General features: G+C 64.2%; 21 protein-coding genes. 11 read left to right on the forward strand and 10 right to left on the reverse strand.

Translation table 11 applies throughout. The features are described 5' to 3' along the window. Positions 1-3 precede the first annotated feature (3 nt). Positions 4-6,291 carry a HAMP domain-containing protein gene (locus tag GWG67_RS23420; protein WP_275171700.1) on the reverse strand — a complete coding sequence of 2,096 codons (6,288 nt, stop codon included), beginning with the start codon at positions 6,289-6,291 and terminating at the stop codon, positions 4-6. Between the two features lie 280 nt (positions 6,292-6,571). Between GWG67_RS23420 and GWG67_RS23425 the strand changes: the two genes are divergently transcribed. Continuing rightward, complete coding sequence (locus GWG67_RS23425) at positions 6,572-6,853, forward strand: hypothetical protein (RefSeq protein ID WP_275171702.1); 282 nt, start codon at positions 6,572-6,574, stop codon at positions 6,851-6,853. Positions 6,854-6,870: 17 nt separating this feature from the next. On the opposite strand, the gene GWG67_RS23430 is transcribed toward GWG67_RS23425, so the two are convergent. After that, a complete protein-coding gene (locus GWG67_RS23430) occupies positions 6,871-7,383 on the reverse strand; it encodes a DUF4142 domain-containing protein (RefSeq protein ID WP_275171703.1) in 513 nt (170 codons plus the stop codon). A gap of 96 nt (positions 7,384-7,479) precedes the next feature. On the opposite strand from GWG67_RS23430, the gene GWG67_RS23435 reads away from it, so the two are divergent. From GWG67_RS23435 to GWG67_RS23445, 3 genes are all read left to right on the forward strand, one after another. Continuing rightward, positions 7,480-7,674 carry a hypothetical protein gene (locus tag GWG67_RS23435; protein ID WP_275171706.1) on the forward strand — a complete coding sequence of 65 codons (195 nt, stop codon included), beginning with the start codon at positions 7,480-7,482 and terminating at the stop codon, positions 7,672-7,674. A 103-nt stretch (positions 7,675-7,777) separates the two neighbouring features. Continuing rightward, positions 7,778-7,909 (forward strand): hypothetical protein, encoded by a 132-nt coding sequence (locus GWG67_RS23440; RefSeq protein WP_256379041.1) that lies wholly within the window; start codon positions 7,778-7,780, stop codon positions 7,907-7,909. Positions 7,910-7,991: 82 nt separating this feature from the next. Continuing rightward, complete coding sequence (locus tag GWG67_RS23445) at positions 7,992-8,198, forward strand: hypothetical protein (RefSeq protein WP_007594775.1); 207 nt, start codon at positions 7,992-7,994, stop codon at positions 8,196-8,198. Positions 8,199-8,334: 136 nt separating this feature from the next. Here the strand turns inward: GWG67_RS23445 and GWG67_RS23450 are convergent, their stop codons facing one another. Beyond that, positions 8,335-8,583, reverse strand: a complete 249-nt coding sequence (locus tag GWG67_RS23450; protein WP_275171708.1) for a hypothetical protein — start codon at positions 8,581-8,583, stop codon at positions 8,335-8,337. Between the two features lie 175 nt (positions 8,584-8,758). Here GWG67_RS23450 and GWG67_RS23455 point away from each other — a divergent pair, with 175 nt between their 5' ends. Next, a complete protein-coding gene (locus GWG67_RS23455) occupies positions 8,759-8,926 on the forward strand; it encodes a hypothetical protein (RefSeq protein WP_275171710.1) in 168 nt (55 codons plus the stop codon). Here the strand turns inward: GWG67_RS23455 and GWG67_RS23460 are convergent. The 7 genes from GWG67_RS23460 to GWG67_RS23490 form a co-directional block, all read right to left on the reverse strand. After that, positions 8,923-9,411: a DUF3147 family protein gene (locus GWG67_RS23460; protein WP_275171712.1), complete on the reverse strand. Its 489-nt coding sequence runs from the start codon at positions 9,409-9,411 to the stop codon at positions 8,923-8,925. The two genes, GWG67_RS23455 and GWG67_RS23460, sit on opposite strands and share 4 nt — an antisense overlap. Continuing rightward, a complete protein-coding gene (locus tag GWG67_RS23465; RefSeq protein ID WP_275171714.1) occupies positions 9,411-9,758 on the reverse strand; it encodes a DUF3147 family protein in 348 nt (115 codons plus the stop codon). The genes GWG67_RS23460 and GWG67_RS23465 overlap by 1 nt, the downstream gene beginning before the upstream one ends. Further along, positions 9,755-10,339, reverse strand: a complete 585-nt coding sequence (locus GWG67_RS23470) for a phosphatase PAP2 family protein (protein WP_275171716.1) — start codon at positions 10,337-10,339, stop codon at positions 9,755-9,757. Before GWG67_RS23470 ends, GWG67_RS23465 begins: the two co-directional genes overlap by 4 nt. Positions 10,340-10,448: 109 nt before the next feature. After that, positions 10,449-11,339, reverse strand: coding sequence for an SDR family oxidoreductase (locus GWG67_RS23475; RefSeq protein ID WP_275171718.1), 891 nt, complete (start codon positions 11,337-11,339; stop codon positions 10,449-10,451). Positions 11,340-11,547: 208 nt separating this feature from the next. Further along, positions 11,548-12,099, reverse strand: coding sequence for a DUF4142 domain-containing protein (locus GWG67_RS23480; RefSeq protein WP_275171719.1), 552 nt, complete (start codon positions 12,097-12,099; stop codon positions 11,548-11,550). Between the two features lie 87 nt (positions 12,100-12,186). Continuing rightward, positions 12,187-12,414 carry a hypothetical protein gene (locus GWG67_RS23485; protein WP_007594757.1) on the reverse strand — a complete coding sequence of 76 codons (228 nt, stop codon included), beginning with the start codon at positions 12,412-12,414 and terminating at the stop codon, positions 12,187-12,189. A gap of 8 nt (positions 12,415-12,422) precedes the next feature. After that, on the reverse strand, positions 12,423-14,210 hold the full coding sequence (locus GWG67_RS23490) for a thiamine pyrophosphate-requiring protein (protein WP_275171720.1): 1,788 nt from the start codon (positions 14,208-14,210) through the stop codon (positions 12,423-12,425). Positions 14,211-14,366: 156 nt separating this feature from the next. On the opposite strand from GWG67_RS23490, the gene GWG67_RS23495 reads away from it, so the two are divergent. The 6 genes from GWG67_RS23495 to GWG67_RS23520 all read left to right on the forward strand — a co-directional run bounded on the left by GWG67_RS23495 (position 14,367) and on the right by GWG67_RS23520 (position 19,516). Next, positions 14,367-14,741, forward strand: coding sequence for a PRC-barrel domain-containing protein (locus GWG67_RS23495; RefSeq protein ID WP_275171722.1), 375 nt, complete (start codon positions 14,367-14,369; stop codon positions 14,739-14,741). A 24-nt stretch (positions 14,742-14,765) separates the two neighbouring features. Next, positions 14,766-14,924: a hypothetical protein gene (locus GWG67_RS23500; RefSeq protein WP_275171724.1), complete on the forward strand. Its 159-nt coding sequence runs from the start codon at positions 14,766-14,768 to the stop codon at positions 14,922-14,924. Positions 14,925-15,123: 199 nt separating this feature from the next. Then, positions 15,124-16,278 carry an HlyD family secretion protein gene (locus GWG67_RS23505; protein ID WP_275171725.1) on the forward strand — a complete coding sequence of 385 codons (1,155 nt, stop codon included), beginning with the start codon at positions 15,124-15,126 and terminating at the stop codon, positions 16,276-16,278. Continuing rightward, the gene (locus tag GWG67_RS23510; protein ID WP_275171728.1) at positions 16,275-17,894 is read left to right on the forward strand and encodes a DHA2 family efflux MFS transporter permease subunit; all 1,620 of its coding nucleotides are present in this window, start codon (positions 16,275-16,277) and stop codon (positions 17,892-17,894) included. Before GWG67_RS23505 ends, GWG67_RS23510 begins: the two co-directional genes overlap by 4 nt. Before the next feature lie 93 nt (positions 17,895-17,987). Beyond that, positions 17,988-18,989 carry a nitronate monooxygenase family protein gene (locus GWG67_RS23515; RefSeq protein ID WP_275171730.1) on the forward strand — a complete coding sequence of 334 codons (1,002 nt, stop codon included), beginning with the start codon at positions 17,988-17,990 and terminating at the stop codon, positions 18,987-18,989. A gap of 107 nt (positions 18,990-19,096) precedes the next feature. Further along, positions 19,097-19,516 (forward strand): hypothetical protein, encoded by a 420-nt coding sequence (locus GWG67_RS23520; protein WP_275171732.1) that lies wholly within the window; start codon positions 19,097-19,099, stop codon positions 19,514-19,516. Positions 19,517-19,550 lie beyond the last annotated feature (34 nt).

Raw genomic sequence — 19,550 nt, forward strand, 5'->3', positions numbered from 1 at the left:
AACTCAGCGGTGCAGCCACATGCGGATTGCAAGCAGCAATTGATCGGTGTTGACGGGTTTGGCGAGGTAGTCGGACGCGCCGGCCTCGAGGCATTTCTCGCGGTCGCCCTTCATGGCCTTGGCCGTCAACGCGATGATCGGAAGACGGGCGAAGGTCGGATTTTCACGAATGACGCCGATGGTCTGATAGCCATCCATCTGCGGCATCATAATGTCCATCAGCACGATGGCGATCTCCGGGTTGGATTCGACCAAGGTCACCGCCTCGTTGCCGGTCGTGGCCGTCAGCACCTTCATGCCGCGCCGCTCCAGCACGCTCGACAGCGCGAAGATGTTGCGGGCGTCGTCGTCGACGAGCAGGGCGGTCTTGCCGATCAGGTCCTCGTCGGAACTGTTCAGCTTCTCGAGCATGCGCTGCTTCTCCACCGGCAATTCCGTGATCACGCGATGCAGGAACAGCGCGGTCTCGTCAAGCAGGCGCTCCGGCGATTCCACGCCCTTGACGACAATGCTCCGCGCCATGGTGTGGAGTTCCGCATCTTCCTCGGCCGACAGCTCGCGGCCGGTGAAGACGACGACCGGGACATTCGACAGCGCGTCGTCGTTGCGGATCTGGTCCAGCACCTCGAAGCCGGTCATGTCGGGCAGGCGCAGGTCGAGCACAACGCAATCACAGGGGTTCTCACGCAGCATCGAGAGCGCGTCGGCACCGGTGCCGGTGGTCACGATCTCGATGTCGTCGTGATGCAGGAGCTCACGGATCGAGAGTTGCTCGGCCTCGTTGTCCTCGACGATCAGCAGCCGCTTGCGCCGCGGCCGCGCATATTCCTTGATCTGCGTCAGCGCGGCCGAGACACCCTCGGTCGTCGTCGGCTTGTTGACGAAGGAGAAGGCGCCGCGCGCCAGCGCATGCTGGCGGTCCTCGTCGAGCGTGATGATCTGAACGGGGATGTGGCGGGTCAGCGGATTGTGCTTGAGCTGGCTCAGCACGGTCCAGCCGAGCATATCAGGCAGGAACACGTCGAGCGAGACGGCCCTCGGCTGGTACTGCTTTGCAAGCTCCAGCGCCTCCGCGCCGCGGGCGGCGACCAGCACCTTGAATCCCTTGTCGCGGGCGAGGTCGACCAGCACGCGCGCGTAGTGCGGGTCGTCCTCGACGATCAGGAGGATGCTGTCGCCGGGTTCGAGGTTGAGCCGGTCGTCGGGGAGCTGCTCGATGACGCGCTGCGGTTCGGCTGTCGCGGGCTGCAGCGCCGGCGGCTGGCTCTGTTGGGGCGCCGCGCGGGGCGCGAGCGTCGGGCCGGAATATTTCAGCGGCAGGTAAAGCGTGAAGCACGAGCCTTTGCCCGGCAAGCTGCGCAGGTGGATCTCGCCGCCGAGCAGGCTTGCGAGCTCGCGGCTGATCGCAAGGCCGAGGCCGGTGCCGCCATATTTGCGGCTGGTGCCGGCATCGGCTTGCTGGAACGCCTCGAAGATCAGCTTCTGCTTCTCCAAGGGAATGCCGATGCCGGTATCGGACACTTCGAATGCGATCACCGCCGGCGCCGAGTTCAGCACGGGATGATCCGTGCCCCAGCCGCCGACCGCGGCGGCGACCTTCAGGCGCACCTCGCCTTCGGCGGTGAACTTGAAGGCGTTGGAGAGCAGGTTCTTCAAAACCTGCTGCAGGCGCTTGGAGTCGGTGACGAGGCTGCGTGCGAGATTCGGATCGACGTCGATCTTGAACGATAGGTTACGGTTCTCCGCCTCGTGACGGAACGGTCGCCCGACCGTATCGAGCAGGTTCGCGGTCAGGATTTCCTCGGCGTCGACCGTCACGGTCCCGGACTCGATCTTGGAGAGATCGAGAATGTCGCTGATGAGATTGAGCAGGTCGGTGCCGGCGCCATGGATGGTGCGGGCGAATTCGACCTGCTTACCGGTAAGATTGCCGTCCGGATTATCGGTGAGCTGCTGGCCGAGGATCAGGATCGAGTTCAGCGGCGTGCGCAGCTCGTGGCTCATATTGGCCAGGAATTCGGACTTGTACTTCGAGGTCAGCGCGAGCTCGGTCGCCTTTTCCTCCAGTGCGCGGCGGGCCTGCTCGATCTCCTGGTTCTTGCGCTCGACTTCGACGTTGCGCTCGGCGAGCTGCTGGGCCTTCTGCTCGAGCTGGTCGTTGGTCTGCTGCAATTCGCGCTGCTGGGTCTGGAGTTCGCCGGCGAGCTGCTGCGACTGCTTGAGCAGGCCCTCGGTCTGCATCGTCGCCTCGATCGAGTTGAGCACGATGCCGATCGAGTCCGTAAGCTGCTCCAGGAAGGTCATCTGCGAGGTCGTGAAGGAGGTGAGCGAGGCGAGCTCGATGACCGCCTTGACCTGGCCTTCGAACAGCACCGGCAGCACCACGAGGTTCTTCGGCGCGACGCGAAGCAACGCCGAATTGATCGGCACCACGTCGGGCGGAATGTCCGCAATCACGCGCGGGCGCCGGTCGAGCGCGCATTGGCCGATCAGGCCGTCGCCGAATGGCAGCACCCGCGGGTACGGATAGACGCCGTCACCGGCATAGGAGGCAAGCAGCAGGAGCCGCGGACTGTCTTCGTTCTCGACCTGATAGATCACGCCGGTATGCGCGTTCACCAGCGGCGACAATTCGGTGAGCAGCAGGCGACCGACCGTGGTGAGGTCCCGCTGGCCCTGAAGCATGTTGGTGAATTTCGCCAGATTGGTCTTCAGCCAGTCCTGCTCGGTGTTCACGTCCGTCGTGAGACGGAGGTTCGTGATCATCGTGTTGATGTTGTCTTTCAGCTCGGCGACCTCGCCCCGGGCGTCGACCTGGATCGACCGCGTCAGGTCGCCCTTGGTCACGGCGGTGGCCACTTCCGCGATCGCGCGCACCTGCGAGGTGAGGTTGGCTGCCAGCAAATTGACGTTGCCGGTGAGATCCTTCCAGGTGCCGGCGGCGCCGGGCACGTCGGCCTGACCGCCGAGCCGGCCCTCGACGCCGACCTCGCGCGCCACCGACGTCACCTGGTCGGCGAAGGTCGCGAGCGTCTCGGTCATGTTGTTGATGGTGTCGGCGAGCGCCGCGACCTCGCCTTTCGATTTCACGGTGAGGTTCTGCTTGAGGTCGCCGTTGGCGACCGCGGTCACCACCTTGACGATACCGCGGACCTGCTCGGTCAGGTTCGCCGCCATGAAGTTGACGGTGTCGGTGAGATCCTTCCAGGTGCCGGCGACGCCGGGCACCTGGGCCTGGCCGCCGAGTTCGCCTTCGGTGCCGACCTCGCGTGCAACGCGCGTGACTTCGCCGGCGAACGCATTGAGCTGGTCCACCATGGTGTTGATGGTGTTTTTCAGCTCGAGGATTTCGCCCTTCACGTCGACGGTGATCTTGCGCGACAGGTCGCCGCGCGCCACGGCGGTGGTGACTTCGGCGATGTTGCGGACCTGGGTGGTGAGGTTGGCGGCCAGCAAATTGACGTTGTCGGTGAGGTCCTTCCAGGTGCCGCCGACGCCGGGCACGACGGCTTGGCCGCCGAGCCGGCCCTCGGTGCCGACCTCGCGTGCGACGCGCGTCACTTCGGCGGCGAAGGAGCGGAGCTGCTCGACCATGGTGTTCAAGGTGTCCTTGAGCAGCAGAATTTCGCCGCGCACGTCCACCGTGATCTTCTTCGACAGGTCGCCGCCGGCGATCGCGGTCGCGACCTCGGCGATGTTGCGGACCTGCGCGGTGAGGTTCGAGGCCATGAAGTTGACGTTGTCGGTGAGATCTTTCCAGGTGCCGGCAACGCCGGGCACCTCGGCTTGGCCGCCGAGCTTGCCTTCGGTGCCGACCTCGCGCGCGACGCGGGTGACTTCACCGGCGAAGCCGTTGAGCTGGTCCACCATGGTGTTGATGGTGTTCTTCAGCTCGAGGATTTCGCCACGGACGTCGACGGTGATCTTGCGCGAGAGGTCGCCGCGCGCCACGGCGGTGGTGACTTCGGCGATGTTGCGGACCTGGGCGGTGAGGTTACCCGCCATGGAGTTGACGCTGTCGGTGAGGTCCTTCCAGGTGCCGGCGACGCCGGGCACGTTGGCCTGACCGCCGAGCCGACCTTCGGTGCCGACCTCGCGCGCGACGCGCGTCACCTCGCCCGCGAAGCGGTTGAGCTGGTCGACCATCGTGTTCAGCGTGTCCTTGAGCTGAAGGATCTCGCCGCGCACGTCCACGGTGATCTTGCGCGACAAGTCGCCGCCGGCGATCGCGGTCGCGACTTCGGCGATGTTGCGGACCTGGGCGGTGAGGTTGCCCGCCATCGAGTTGACGCTGTCGGTCAGGTCCTTCCAGGTGCCGGCGACGCCGGGCACTTCGGCCTGGCCGCCGAGCTTGCCTTCGGTGCCGACCTCGCGCGCGACGCGCGTGACTTCGCCGGCAAAGGCGTTGAGCTGGTCCACCATGGTGTTGAGCGTTTCCTTCAGCTGAAGGATTTCGCCTGATACGTTGACGGTGATCTTCTTCGACAAATCGCCCTTGGCCACCGCGGTGGCGACTTCGGCGATGTTGCGGACTTGACCGGTCAGGTTCGAGGCCATCGAGTTGACGCTGTCGGTGAGATCCTTCCAGGTGCCGGCGACGCCACGCACCTGGGCCTGGCCGCCGAGCTTGCCTTCGGTGCCGACCTCGCGGGCAACGCGCGTGACTTCACCGGCAAAGGCGTTGAGCTGGTCCACCATGGTGTTGATGGTGTCTTTCAGCTCCAGGATTTCGCCGCGGACGTCGACCGTGATCTTCTTCGACAAATCGCCGCCGGCGACCGCGGTCGTCACCTCGGCGATGTTGCGGACCTGCGCGGTCAGGTTCGAGGCCATCGAGTTGACGCTCTCGGTCAGGTCCTTCCAGGTGCCGGCGACGCCGAGCACGTTGGCCTGGCCGCCGAGCCGGCCCTCGGTCCCGACCTCGCGAGCGACGCGCGTGACTTCGCCGGCGAAGGCGTTGAGCTGGTCGACCATGGTGTTGAGCGTTTCCTTCAACTGAAGGATTTCGCCCGAGACGTTCACCGTGATCTTCTTCGAGAGGTCGCCGCTCGCGATGGCGGTGGCAACGTCGGCGATGTTGCGGACCTGCGCGGTAAGGTTCGACGCCATGAAGTTGACGTTGTCGGTGAGGTCCTTCCAGGTACCGGCGACGCCCGGCACCTGGGCCTGGCCGCCGAGCTTGCCTTCGGTGCCGACCTCGCGCGCGACGCGCGTCACTTCCGAGGCGAACGAGTTGAGCTGGTCCACCATGGTGTTGATGGTGTCCTTCAGCTCCAGGATCTCGCCGCGCACGTCCACCGTGATCTTGCGCGACAGGTCGCCGCGCGCCACGGCGGTCGTGACGTTGGCGATGTTGCGCACCTGTGCGGTGAGGTTGCCGCACATCGCGTTGACGCTATCGGTGAGATCCTTCCAGGTGCCGGCAACGCCGGGCACGATGGCTTGGCCGCCAAGCTTGCCGTCGGTGCCGACCTCGCGCGCGACGCGCGTGACTTCCGAGGCAAAGGAGCGGAGCTGGTCCACCATCGTGTTGATGGCTTCCTTGAGCTGAAGGATCTCGCCGCGGACGTCGACCGTGATCTTCTTCGAGAGGTCGCCGTTCGCGACCGCGATCGTCACCTCGGCGATGTTGCGAACCTGGTTGGTCAGGTTGTTCGCCATCGAGTTGACGCTCTCGGTCAGATCCTTCCAGACGCCGGTCACTTCCGGCACCTGGGCCTGGCCGCCGAGCTTGCCTTCGGTACCGACCTCGCGCGCCACGCGCGTCACCTCGGAGGTGAACACGCCGAGCTGCTTGATCATGGTGTTGACGATGGTCGCCGACTGCAGGAATTCGCCGCGCAGGGGGCGGCCATCGACGTCGAGCTTGACGGTCTGGAGCAGGTCGCCCTGCGCCACGGCTGCGACCGCGCGCGTCACCTCGCGCGTCGGCCACAGCAGATCGTCGATCAGCGTGTTGACCGAGCCTTCCATGTCGGCCCAGGAGCCGGAGGCCAGCCCGAACTTCACGCGCTGGCGCGTCTTGCCCTCGCGGCCCACGACCTGGCCGACCAGCTCGAGCTGCTGCGCCATGCGCTGATTGGCGGCGATGATGTCGTTGAAAGTGTCGGCGAGCTTGCCGTCGATGCCGAGATAGTCGCCGCTCATGCGCACGGAGAAATCGCCGTTTCGCATGGCCTGCAGGGCGAGCAGCAATTCTGCCCGGGAATCCGGCTCCGACATGCCGTTGGTCTTTGGCTTTGGAACGCGACGACCGGAGCGTGATGCAGATCCGGGATCGAGGTCGCTCATACTGATTCCCCCGCAGGCGTCGGCCGAATCCCAGGCAAGACGCGATTTATCAAAATAGAGCGTCAGCCAAATTCGAAATCAAGCGCCAACGTCAAGGCGCCCGGAAGTGGAACCTGCTTTGCTCAGCCCGATTAACATAAGTGCCATCCCCCGGAATGGTTCCATCCGGTTCCAGTCTTTCCGGGCCAGCAGACCGGTTTGTTTTCAGCGACTTGGTCATCTGCCTTCCGGAACGGAGCGCCGGGCGTGCCGTTAGCCCGCAGATACAGGGAGAGCGCATATGAAAGCAGGATTTGCCGTCATCGGGACCGTGATGTTGTTGGCCGGATCGGCGTTCGCGCAGGGCGGGGCCCCCAGCGGCCGCGGGGCCGTCACCGGCGATCCCGCCGCAAGCTCCGCGACCCCACGCGCGGACACACCAACCACGGGTACGTCAACCCGGTCTAATCCCAGTGGTAGCGGCACGTCGAGTTCGGGCGGCAAGGATGACAATGGGGATGCCGGCCGCGACAAGATGCTGGAGGGCAGCCGCAGCGCGCAGCCGGAGAGCCGACAAAAGTAAGGGGTTGCTTGGCAGCCCTACTTGTCCGCCATGGTGCGCTCGGCGTCCTTAACCTGCGAGCGCAACATCGGGAGCTGCTCGCGCGCGAACGCTGCAAGCGCGGCGTTGTCGGGTGCCTTGAGATAGCGTTCGAGCAGGTCGATCACCGCTTCATACTCGGGGATCTGCGCGGCATAGAAGCTTCTGACGAAAGTGGGTCCGTCCGAGGTTTCGGGCTCGACCAAGCTCGCGCTCGCCGGGGTCGTCTTGGTGACGCGCGGTTCGGTACCGATCGCCTCCTGAATCTCCTTCAAGGCCTTGTCGCGCCGGGCCGCTTCTTCGGCGCGCAGGGCGGCGAGGTTCTTGACCTCGGCATTGCCCTTGAGGTCGGTGCTCTCCAGCAGGCCCTGCTGGAAGCGGCTGAAGGTGTAGAGTTCGCTGATGGTCTCGGTTGCGGTCGGCGTGCGGCCGGCCGGCCTTCGCTCCCCGGTGCTGTCGGCAAGCGCTGCCGTGCTGATGAACGCCAAAACGATCGCGAGAAGAATCCGCATGGATATCCAATGGCGGACGGAGGTGGAAAGTTCCGCAGATGTTACGATCCGGTAAGGGCGGTTGCGACGTGACGGTTCCGTCCCCAATTCATCTTCATGAAACAGTCTGAGATCTTCAGGGATAACGCCGACAACTGCCTCCAGCTCGCCGAGCGGTCCGAAGGACAGCCGGCGCACAATCGTTTTCTGCGCATGGCAAACGCGTGGACGGCACTCGCCAACGAGCAGGATTGGCTCGACGGCGAGGTCCCGCCCGTTCCAGCCCGCGTCCTTCAAAAGCAGGATGCGTAACGCTCTCGTTTCGTGGATCTGCGTGTGAGACTGCTCACGGACGGCAAGCAGGATCATTCGTAACAGTCGATCGCGTTGATTTCCTATCCAGGAGGTTTTTGCAATGGCTCCACGTCTGGCTCTTCTTTCGCTCATTCTTGCCTTTGGCGTGTCGGTCGCGTTCGCCACGGTGACGACGGTGCGGCAGGTGCATCATGAGAACGCATCGGCCCCGGTGCACTCGGCGCACAGTTAGCCGCAGTCTCGTCTCGCGCGTCCGGAACCTTCGACGCTCCGGCGCGTAAGCGCTTCGAGACAGCAAAGAGGCGAGAGCTATCATGGCCCATTCCGACCAAGGCATCATCAGAGATCAGCGCGGTGAACAGCAGCCGCGGGACAAGCAGCGCGCGCAGACCGTGCACAAGTCGGAGCCAAAGGGCTCGCCCTCTCGTGAGGCCACGCGCGATCCCAAACTGAACGACAACAGCAAGACGCCCGGCTCCGGCATGGCGCCGGATGATTCCGGCGACGCCCCGAGCGGCTAATTCCATCAGGAACGAATCGGCGCGCAAAGAGTCGAGGGATTGCTTCCGGTTGTCATGCCCCCGGTGATCCGGAAGTAATCTCCAAGGACGGCCCTGGCACCCGTGCCGGGGCCGTTTTGTTGAGCATCAGGCTGGACTAATCTTCTGTGTCGCGCTGCGGATGCGGTTGTGTGTGGCCGTCCGGGCCGCGTCCGAAAACCCCGAACCTGCTCGATTTGACATTAGGCCCTGCATCGACAGCGGCGGTGGCCAGTCCGAGCTTGAGGAGCTCGCGCACAGCCGCGGCTCGCGTCGGCATGCGATGTTTGAACCGGAAGTCGTCGACCGCGGCCAGTTCTTCCGGTGACAGCATGACCTGGAGCCGCTCGGCGCGAAGGTCGTTCATGATCAATCATCCAAATGAGCAAGTTGAGTAGTTTACTCAACGAACTCATTCCACCGCGGTTCCATAAGATGCTTCTATGGCGCCAAGTGAGTAAAATAATCGAACGAAATCAATAAGTTATATGATGCAGAGGTCGTTGGGCAGGTGTATGCTTCCCGCAAATGGGAGAGACGTCATGACCAACGAAGTCAGATTGCCCCGCAAACATGTCGAAGAGAGCGACGCACCCAAACCGGTGCGCCCGAGCCACCAGAAGGTCATCGAGCAGGTCGAGCGCTGGGCCAACAGCCCGGGCCTTCAACCGCCGAGATTGCAGCCGTCGACGCAGGCCAAAGCGGGCTAGCGCTTCGCCAGGGGAGAGCCTTTTGCCGATAGCGAATGAGCTGATCGGTGCGGTTTGCGGGAGACGCTGCGCAGCTTGCGCCTGAGCCACCAGGCCGATACCGAAACGACGGCCCAGGCTATCAACGCGGCAGCGAAAGCGCCCGTAACGCTGGCAGCCACGGTGAAATGAAAGACGGTGGCGAATGCCAGGAGACCGATGCTTCCCCAGGCGGCACCCGCTGCGTCGAGCCCGGCGGCCTCTTGCCCGCGGCGCGTGCCGCTGAGGCCGGCCTTCTCCTTGGTGCGGCGTTCATGGCTTTCGACCAGCGTGGCGCTGGCGCAGAAGATGGCGGGAAGCGCAAGGAAAAGTCCGCCGACGGACACACCGAAGCGCGCTCCCAGAACCCCCGTGAGCACGGTCGCCAGGCCGCCGAGCAGGAAACGAATGCCGTATTCGTACCAGCGTGTCTGCTTGAGTGCGGAGAGCGACAGCTTGACCGGCATCAGGCCGCACCTCCGAAGCCGGCGAGCAGGCCGAAGGCGACCGCAAGCCACACGATGAGAGCGAGGACGGTCGCGGGCAGCGCGGACACACGGTATCTGATCAGCAGATGGCAGACGACGACGCTGTAGCAGCCGAGCGCGACCGCGCCATAGATCATCGTCCAGCTTTCGGCCGCGGCATATTGCGGTCCGTGCTGGACGACGGCGATGCCGAGCGTCGCCAATGCGACTGACGGTGCTGCGCCGAGCAACCCCGCAAAGCTTTTGGGTTTGAGCATATCGCCCAGGATCGCAAAAGCGGAGACGATGATGCCACCGGCGATGAAGCGCACGATATATTCGGTCACGGCTTTTCCCGCCGATTGACTTGCTTGCGGAACGATTGCGTCAGTGTCCATGGCCGCAAGAGTCTCTCTACGGCCGCGCCAAGCGCAAAGCCTGCGATCACGTCGCTTGCCCAATGCGCGAGTACTGCGATCCGGGTCAGCGACAGCGCGATCGCGACCGTGCGCAGCAATCGGCGCGGCGTCTTCGGCAGCAAGCCCGCCGCCGAGGCAAGGGCGCCCATATGGACGGCGTGACCGGACGGGAAGGCGTCGCGCGCCCGTCCTGAGACGGGTACTCCATGCCCGTGCCCGCGTACGGTCAGCCGGTCTGGCCTGGTCTGATCGAACACGGATTTCAGGAGATGCGGCAGGACGGCCGTTGCCAGCGACACGGCCAGCATGTGATTTGCCACGGGCCGCTGTTGCGGCTGCCGAATGTGAGTATAGAGCCACCCTATTGCGGCCAGCACGAGCAGCACGTGCTCGTCGGCGGCCCAGGTTAATGTCTGCGCCGTGTGCTCGACGCCTGAATTGGTGTGATCAGCGATCGTATCCGCGATCGCGGTGTCGATCCGGCTGGGTTTGACCTCTACCAATGCCATCTGTCTGCAAGCGTGATGTCCTTTGTGACAGTTTTGTAAAGCCCGGAGACTAAGAAGGTTCCTGGGCTCAACTTTGCGGCATCAGCCTGCGGCCAGACCAAAGCGCCGTTTACGGCTGTCCCGAACCGCCAGCGGACCCATACACTTGGCCGGTCGCATAGCTCGCGTCGGCCGCGGCAAGCTGCACGTAAATGGAGGCCAGTTCGGCGGGCTGGCCGGGACGGCCGAGCGGCGTCATGCCGCCGAATTTTTCGAGCTTCTCCATCGTGGCGCCGCCGGAGACCTGGAGCGGCGTCCAGATCGGTCCCGGTGCGACGCCGTTGACCCGGATGCCCTTGGAGGCGAGCTGCTTCGCCAGCGACTTCACGTAGTTCATCGTCGCCGCCTTGGTCTGCGCATAATCGTAGAGATCGGGCGAGGGGTCGTAAGCCTGCTCCGATGTCGTGCCGATAATGCACGAGCCGGGCTTCAAATGCGACAGCGCCGCCCTGATGATCCAGAACGGCGCGTAGATGTTGGTCTTCATGGTCGCGTCGAAGTCTTCCGAGGAGACGTCGAGAATGGACGCACGTGTCTGCTGCCGCGCCGCGTTGCAGACGACTATGTCGAGTCCGCCGAGACCTTGGACGGCCTGCTCGACCAGCGTCTTGCAGAAAGCCTCATCCTTGAGGTCGCCGGGAATGGCGAGCCCGGTACGCCCTTCCTTCTTGATCAGCGCGATGACGTCCTGCGCATCCGGCTCTTCCGCCGGCAGATAGTTGATGGCGACGTCGGCGCCTTCGCGTGCGTACGCTATCGCGGCGGCGCGGCCCATGCCGGAATCGCCTCCGGTGATCAGCGCCTTGCGTCCGGCGAGCCGGCCGGAGCCCTTGTAGCTGGTCTCGCCGTGATCTGGAGGCGGCTCCATCTTGCCGGCGAGGCCAGGCCAGGGCTGCGACTGTTTTTTGAACGGCGGCTTTGGAAAACGGCTGACGGGATCGACGAGTTTCTGCTCGGCCATGGATGTGTCTCCTTTCGCTGTCGAAGAGGCCAGCGAAGCAGCAGCAAGCGTTGCGCTCGCCGCTTGGACGACGTGCCGGCGGGATATGGAAGCCTTGTCTTGATGTGTCATGACGGTCTCCGCGATCTCGCGATCCCAATGCGCGGAGAGAGGCATCGTTGCAAAACGGGAGGACGCCGACCCACGAGCCGGCGTCCTCGGAAGATGTTTACTTGGTCTGACCGACGCTCGGCGCCTTGCCGAGCTCCTTGGCCATGTCGAGGTGGTGCTTGAGCGCCGGCAGCGTCTTGCCGGCCCAATCCTTCAGCTCGGAATTGTCGCCGCCCTTGGCGTAACGCTCGAACAGCGAGACCGCGTCCTCATGGGCGCTGACCTGGTACGAATTGTAGTCCGAGCTGAAGTCCTTGCCGTTCGCGCTCTTGAGCTTGTCGAGCTTGCTCTGATGCGAGCTGTCGAGTGCTGTCGGCAGGGTGGCCTGCACCTTGCCGCCGCTGACGAGGCCCTTGAGTTCGCTGCTGGTCTTGGTGTGGTCGGTCACCATTTGCTGCGCAAAGGTCTTCTCCTGCGCGTTGCCTTTCTGCTGGGCGAGCTTGCTCGACTCGATTTCGAACATGTCGCTGATGGCGACTTCCTTGACGAAGTCGGCGGTAGCGGGCGCGACGCCGAGCGCCGAGTTGACGCCGGTCTTCTCGCCAAGCGACTGGGCGAGCGCGGGGCCTGCGAGAAGCACGCAGGCAGCTGCGATGATGGTACGTTTCATGGTCCGATCCCTCCAAATGGGCGCGCAGCCTCTCGCCGCGCGACGTTGCGCCCACCAACACGTTGCAGCGGCCGGAGTTCCTAACGGCTAATCCGTCGGTCTCCTCCCGCTCCGTGGGTTGATTGGATCGGTCGGCTTGCGCCGAAGCCGTTCAGGCAGGAACGGCTCGGTCGGCGTGGCGGTGGCCTCGGCACGTACGTCTGCATGGCGTTGTGCCCGCTCGTGCGGCGTCCGGTTGTCGTTGATCTGCCGCTTCACGTCGAGGCCATCGACGGGATCGTTCACGCCATGCTGGATATCGCGGAAATCGCTCATGCTTCACCTCATTCACTTCCAGGCAGGATCTTTTCCAACACCTGCCGCGCCGCGCCCTTGATTACTCCGCTCTCGTTGGGGTCGCCCTTCATCAGCGCAAGAGAGAAGTTCTTGGCCTGCTGCAAGGTGATGTGCGGCGGCAGCGGCGGCACTTCGGGGTCGGTCTTGACCTCCAGCACCACCGGCATCTCGCTCGCGAGCGCCTGGTCCCAGGCCGAGCCTAGTAGCTGCGGGCTGTCGACATAGATGCCGGAGAGGCCGATCAGCTCGGCAAAGCGCGAATAGGACACGTTTGGGATGCGCTGCGATGCCTCGAATTTCGGATCGCCGTTGATGACGCGCTGCTCCCAGGTCACCTGGTTGAGGTCTTCGTTGTTGAAGACGCAGACGATGAAGCGCGGATCCTTCCAGTCGCGCCAATACTTCGCGGCGGTGATCAGTTCGGCCATGTTGTTCATCTGCATCGCGCCGTCGCCGACGAGGGCAATCACCGGGCGGTCGGAATGGGCGTATTTCGCGGCGAGTGCATAGGGCACCGCCGCACCCATCGAGGCGAGGCCGCCTGAGAGCGAGGCCGTCATGCCGCGGCGCATCTTCAAGTCGCGCGCGAACCAGTTGGCGCAGGAGCCGGAATCGCTGGTGATGATGGCACGGTCCGGCAGGCGCGGAGACAGCTCCCAGGCGACGAGCTGCGGATTGACCGGTGCTGCGGGCTGATGTGCCCGATCATCTAGCGTCTTCCACCATTTCGCGACGTCGTCCTGGATGCCCTGGCGCCAGGCGCCGTCGGTCTTGGGTGCGAGCCGCGGCAGCAGGGCGCGCAGCGTCTCGGCGGCATCGCCGACCAGGCCAACCTCCATGGGGAAGCGGATCGACATCATGCTGGCGTCGATGTCGATCTGCACGCCGCGCGCCGCGCCTTCCTTCGGCAGGAATTCGGCATAGGGAAAGGCGGAGCCGACCATCAGCAGCGTGTCGCATTCCATCATCATGATGTAGCTGGGTTCGGTGCCGAGCAGGCCGATCGAGCCGGTGACCCAGGGCAGATCGTCGGGGAGCGCTGCCTTGCCGAGCAGCGCCTTGGCGCAGCCGGCTGACAAGCGGTCGGCGACCGCGATCACCTCCTCGGTGGCGTGGAGCGCGCCGGCGCCGATGAGCATCGCGACCTTCTTGCCGGCGTTGAGCACCTCGGCGGCACGGTCGAGGTCAGCGTCACGAGGCTTGATGCTTGGAGGACTATAGCCGACGCCGGAGTGCAGGGTGCCGTGAGCGCGGGGCGGATCCTCGTAGGGCTCCTCCTGGATATCGTTGGGTAGGATGATCACCGTTGGCGTCCGCCGTGCCAGCGCGATCCGGATCGACCGATCGATCAGATGCCGGATCTGCGCCGGCGAGGAGGCCTGCATGACATAGGCGCCAGCCACATCCTTGAACATCGAGACCAGATCGAGTTCCTGCTGATAGTGTCCGCCCAGTGCATTGCGCGCCTGCTGACCGACGATCGCGAGCACGGGCTGGTGATCGAGCAGGGCATCATAGAGCCCGGTGATCAGATGCGAGGCGCCGGGGCCCGAAGTTGCGATACAGACCCCGAGTTGGCCGGAGAACTTCGCATAGGCGGTCGCCATGAAGGCGGCCATCTCCTCATGCCGCGCCTGGACAAAGCCGATCTTGCCCTCAGCGCGCTGAAGGGCCCCGAACACGCCGTTGATGCCGTCGCCGGGATAGCCAAAGAGGTGGCGCACGCCCCATTGATGCAGACGTTGAACGATGAAGTCGGAGACGGTCTGGGACATCGAGGGCGGCCCTTCGTTTTCCGGTATTTGGTTTCCGGGATTTGAATTTGAGAGAACCGCCCGTTTCCGGCGATGTTCCTCAAGTCTGGCGGAACATGCCGGAACGATCGAGCACCTCTTCGGGTTGTCTCCACACTGGCTGAGTGGAGAATTGAGATGTTGAATCAGGGTGAACTGGACAGAGACGAGATGGGTCGGTTGATCGGCAGCGACAAGGTCGAGGGAACATCGGTCTATGGCGCCGATCGCAACAAAATCGGCTCGATCGAACGCGTGATGATCGACAAGATCAGCGGTAAGGTGTCCTACGCCGTGCTCGGCTTCGGCGGATTTCTGGGCCTCGGCAACGACCATTACCCGCTGCCGTGGCAGTCGCTGAAATACGACACGGAGCTCGGCGGCTATGTCACCGGCATCACCACCAAGGAGCTGGAAGGCGCGCCGAAATACGGCGAACGGAGCGATTGGAACTGGGGTGATGACGCCGCGGTTCGCGGCATCAACTCCTATTACGGCGTCCCCTTCGCGTAAGCGTTTCCACCGAAAGGAAGCTCGATGAGCAAGGAACGGCCTAACGACGATCCCCGGCAGCAGAGCGACTGGGGTTCGCACAAGCAGACAGACAAGCCCTGGAAGGGCACTCCGGAAAAAGAGCAGGGATCGGACGAGGTGAAGCCCGATCTCGAGAAATGGCAAGCGACGAAGACGCACTGACACAAGGTGCGCTGCCCATAGATATCGCGGCGAGCGCGGCACGCACTGTGCCGCGCTCGCTTTTTGGGCAGGCCGTTCACGAACGCGATGGCGCTCGCAACAAGCGGAACCATGATCAGGAGTTGTAGTTGGGCTCGCGGCGCGTGTGCCGGCTTTGGCGGCTCTGCCGCCAGTTTGATCCCCGAGAAAGGTGTTCACCGTGGATGCTCAGACACGGGAGCGTGGACCGTCCGCGGAGCAGCCGCAGAGGGCGAAAGAAGCTCCGAAGACATCTCCTGATCAGGCCCGCGACGCCGAGGGCTCGAAACCGGAGCAGGCGCCGTCGCTGCGAGACCGGATTCGCGAGCATTGGCTGGTGGCAAGCGTTGGCGCCATCGTCTTGCTCGCAGCTCTGATCGGCGGATTGCTCTATTGGCTCCAGATACGCCACTATGAATCCACCGACGATGCCTTCGTCGCGGCGCGCAGCTTTTCCGTGGCCTCGAAGGTCGGCGGCTACGTGACAGACATCCCGGTCACGGACAACCAGCATGTCAACGCCGGGGACATTCTTGCCAAGATCGACGAGCGCGACTATCGCATCGCCATCGATCAGGCCAATGCTCAGGTCGCGGTCGCCAGGGCGAACATCGCCAATGTCGAGGCGCAGATCGTTTCGCAGCAGGAGCAGATCAAGCAGGCGGAGGCGCAGCTCGAACAGGCCCAGGCCCAGCTCCAGTTCTCGCAGGAAGAATTCGCGCGCGCCCAGGATCTGGTCGAGAAGGGCGCCGGCACCGTTCAGCGCCAGCAGCAGACCCGCTCCGATCTTCAGGCGCAGCAGGCCAATACCGAGCGCGCGAAGACCGCGGTGACGGCTGCGCAAGTCGGCATCAAGACGCTGCAGGCGCAGCTCGAGGGCGCCCGGGCGCAGCTCGAGCAGTCGCAGGCGCAGCTCGATCAGGCCAAGCTGAATCTCCAATATACCGGCGTCGTTGCGGCGCAGTCCGGCCGCGTCGTCAAGCTCAGCGGCGCCAAGGGCACCTTCGTCAACGCGGGCCAGAGCTTGATGATGTTCGTGCCCGATGAGGTCTGGATCGTCGCCAACTACAAGGAGACGCAGCTCAATGACATGCGGCCTGGCCAGCCGGTCGAGATCCGCATCGACGCCTATCCCGGGCGCAAGCTCACCGGCCATGTCGAGTCCGTGCAGCCTGGCTCCGGCACCGCGTTCAGCCTGCTGCCGGCGGAGAACGCCACCGGCAATTACGTCAAGGTGGTGCAGCGCGTGCCGGTGAAGATCGTGGTCGATAGCTGGCCGGCCGATTTGCCCGTTGGTCCCGGCATGTCGGTCGTGCCCTGGACCAGGGTGCGATGACCGACACGGCGCAAGGCGGCGCGTCCGCGGGCGGCTGGTCGCCGGAGCGCTCGGCGGCGGGCGGTCATAATCCCTATCTCATCGCGTTCGTCGTCTCGATCGCGACCTTCATGGAGGTCCTCGACACCACCATTGCCAATGTCGCCTTGCGCCACATCGCTGGTGGGCTTGCCGTCGGCATCGACGAGAGCACCTACGTCATCACCAGCTATCTCGTGGCCAACGCCATCGTGCTGTCGATCTCGGGATGGCTGTCGACCGTGATCGGCCGCAAGCGCTTCTACATGATCTGTGTTGCGATCTTCACGGCCTCCTCGCTTTTGTGTGGCTTCGCCTGGAATTTGCAGTCGCTGGTGCTGTTCCGCATCCTTCAGGGCCTTGGTGGCGGCGGCATGGCGACCAGCGAGCAGGCGATCCTCGCCGACTCCTTTCCGCCGCACAAGCGCGGCCAGGCCTTCGCAATCTATGGCGTCGCCGTCGTGGTCGCGCCCGTGGTCGGTCCGACGCTCGGTGGCTGGATCACCGACACCTATACCTGGCACTGGGTGTTCCTGATCAATGTCCCCATGGGATTGCTGTCGCTGTTCCTGGTCGGCACGCTGGTCAAGGAGCCGTCGGGTGCGGAGGAGGAGAGGGAGAAGCTGCTGAGCAAGGGCCTGCGCGTCGACTATGTCGGCTTCCTGCTGGTCGCGATCGGGCTTGGCTCGCTCGAATACGTGCTCGACGAGGGCCAGCGCAACGACTGGTTCGGCTCGAACATGATCGTGTTCTTCGCGGTGCTTGCGGCCGTCTCGCTGCTTGCGCTGATCCCGTGGGAGCTGACGCGCGAGGATCCCATCGTCGATCTCCGCCTGCTCGGCCGTCGCCAGTTCGCCGCCTGCTTCCTGGTCATGCTTGCGACCGGCGCGGTGCTGATCTCGACGACGCAGCTCTTGCCGCAACTCCTCCAGAGCGATTTGAACTACACCGCCATGCTGGCGGGGCTCGCATTGTCACCGGGCGGAATCGCGACCCTGGTGCTGATGCCGGTGGTGGGCCGTCTCGTCAGCAGCGTTCAGCCGAAATACCTCATCATGCTTGGCGCTACCATCGTCGCGTTCTCGATGTGGCATCTCACAGGCCTCACCGGCGACATCACCTACGGCTATGCAGCGATGTCGCGCATCTTCCTCGCGCTCGGTCTGCCTTTCCTGTTCCTGCCTGTCACGACCGCGTCCTATGATGGCGTGCCGCCCGACAAGACCAACCAGGCCTCGGCGCTGATCAACGTCGCCCGCAATATCGGCGGCTCCATGGGCGTCGCGCTGGCGCAGACAATTCTGGCGCAGCGCCAGCAATTCCACCAGAGCCGCCTGATCGAGCACGCCGCGCCGTCGGACCTCGGCTACCAGCAGACTATCGAGACGATGACCCGCTTCTTCCAGGCTCAGGGCTCGAATGCGAGCGATGCGGCCGCGCAGGCGGTCGCCTGGGTCGGCCGCACCTTGCAGCATCAGGTCGATTTGCTCGCCTATATCGACGTGTTCTGGACGCTCGCGATCATCGCGGTGCTGATGATCCCGACCGCCGCGGTGCTGCGCCCGATCAAGCTGGGCGCCCCCGCGCGGGGGCATTGAGCCAACGGCCGTTCGGAGAGAAATGGTGACCGCGGCGCAAAAGTCCGGCTAGACTGGTCCGAACGTCAAGCAAAAGCCCGGGAGGTAATTTAAGTGAAGACCGCGATCACCGAACTGTTCGGCATCGAGCACCCCATCATCCAGGGCGGCATGCATTTCGTCGGCTTTGCCGAGCTGGCGGCTGCCGTCTCCAATGCCGGCGGGCTCGGCATCATCACCGGTCTCACGCAGAAGACGCCGGAGCTGTTGGCCAAAGAGATCGCGCGCTGCCGTGACATGACCGACAAGCCGTTCGGCGTGAACCTCACCTTTCTGCCGACCTTCGCCGCGCCGCCTTATCCGGAATACATCGCCGCCATCGTCGAAGGCGGCATCAAGTCCGTGGAGACCGCGGGCCGCAGCCCGGAAGCCTACATGCCAGCGCTGAAGGCCGCCGGGATCAAGGTCATTCACAAATGCACCTCGGTGCGCCACTCCCTCAAGGCCGAGCGCATCGGATGCGACGCCGTCAGCGTCGATGGTTTTGAGTGCGGCGGCCATCCCGGCGAGGACGACATTCCCAACATGATTCTGCTGCCGCGCGCGGCAGAGGAATTGAAGATTCCGTTCGTTGCCTCCGGCGGCATGGCCGACGGCCGCAGCCTCGTCGCGGCACTGTCGCTGGGGGCGGCCGGCATGAACATGGGCACGCGCTTCATCGCCACCAAGGAAGCCCCAGTGCATCAGAACGTCAAGAACGCGCTGGTCGCCGCGACCGAGCTCGACACCCGCCTGATCATGCGGAGCCTGCGCAACACCGAGCGCGTGCTGAAGAACGCCAATGTCGACCGTCTGCTCGAGATCGAACGCGAGAAGGGCGACAAGCTGAAGATCGACGACATCCACGACCAGGTCGCGGGCGTCTATCCCAGGATCATGCTGGATGGTCAAATGGACGCGGGCGCGTGGAGCTGCGGCATGGTCGCAGGCCTCATCCACGACATCCCCACCTGCAAGGAACTCGTCGACAGGATCATGGCTGAGGCGGAAACCATCATCCGTACCCGCCTGATGGGGTTTCTTGAAGGGGCGGGTGCACCGCGAAAGGTCGCCTGACACCGCCAAACTTCTTAACCACGGCGGCAGTTGACCGCTGGAATTGCGCGCGACGCCTCCTAAATAGAGGTAAATTACCTCTTAACAATCAATTTCAGGAGGCGTCCGTGATTCCAAAGAGCGCTCCTTTTGCAATTGCCGTTGCCCTCGTGCTCGCATGGGCCGGCGTCGCGCGCGCTGACGACTACAAGCCCGACGAATATCTCGGCCTCGATCTTTCCAAGGCGGTGCTGTCGCCGAAGCGGCTCGGGCCCGAAACCCAATTCGCGCCGGTCGCGCTGGAGGCGCGCGGCAGCAACGAGGCGCAGGCGCGCGCCGAGCCGGTCGACGTGCCGAAGAAGGTCGCCGCCGAACGCGTGCGCGTGCCGGTGCCGAAGGTCGCGCACGCCAAGCCCGCGCAGCCACGCGGTGCGGCACGCACCAAGCTCGCGCATCGCCACGGCAATCCGCTCGACGCGCAGGCGATGGACACCCGCATCCAGACCTGGCCCTGTCGCACCGGCGGCATCTGCAACTGGAAGCATTAGCTCAGTTCCGAGCCGTCATCCGTACGTCGCAAAA

The sequence above is a fragment of the Bradyrhizobium sp. CSS354 genome (assembly GCF_029051725.1).
GTDB lineage: Bacteria > Pseudomonadota > Alphaproteobacteria > Rhizobiales > Xanthobacteraceae > Bradyrhizobium.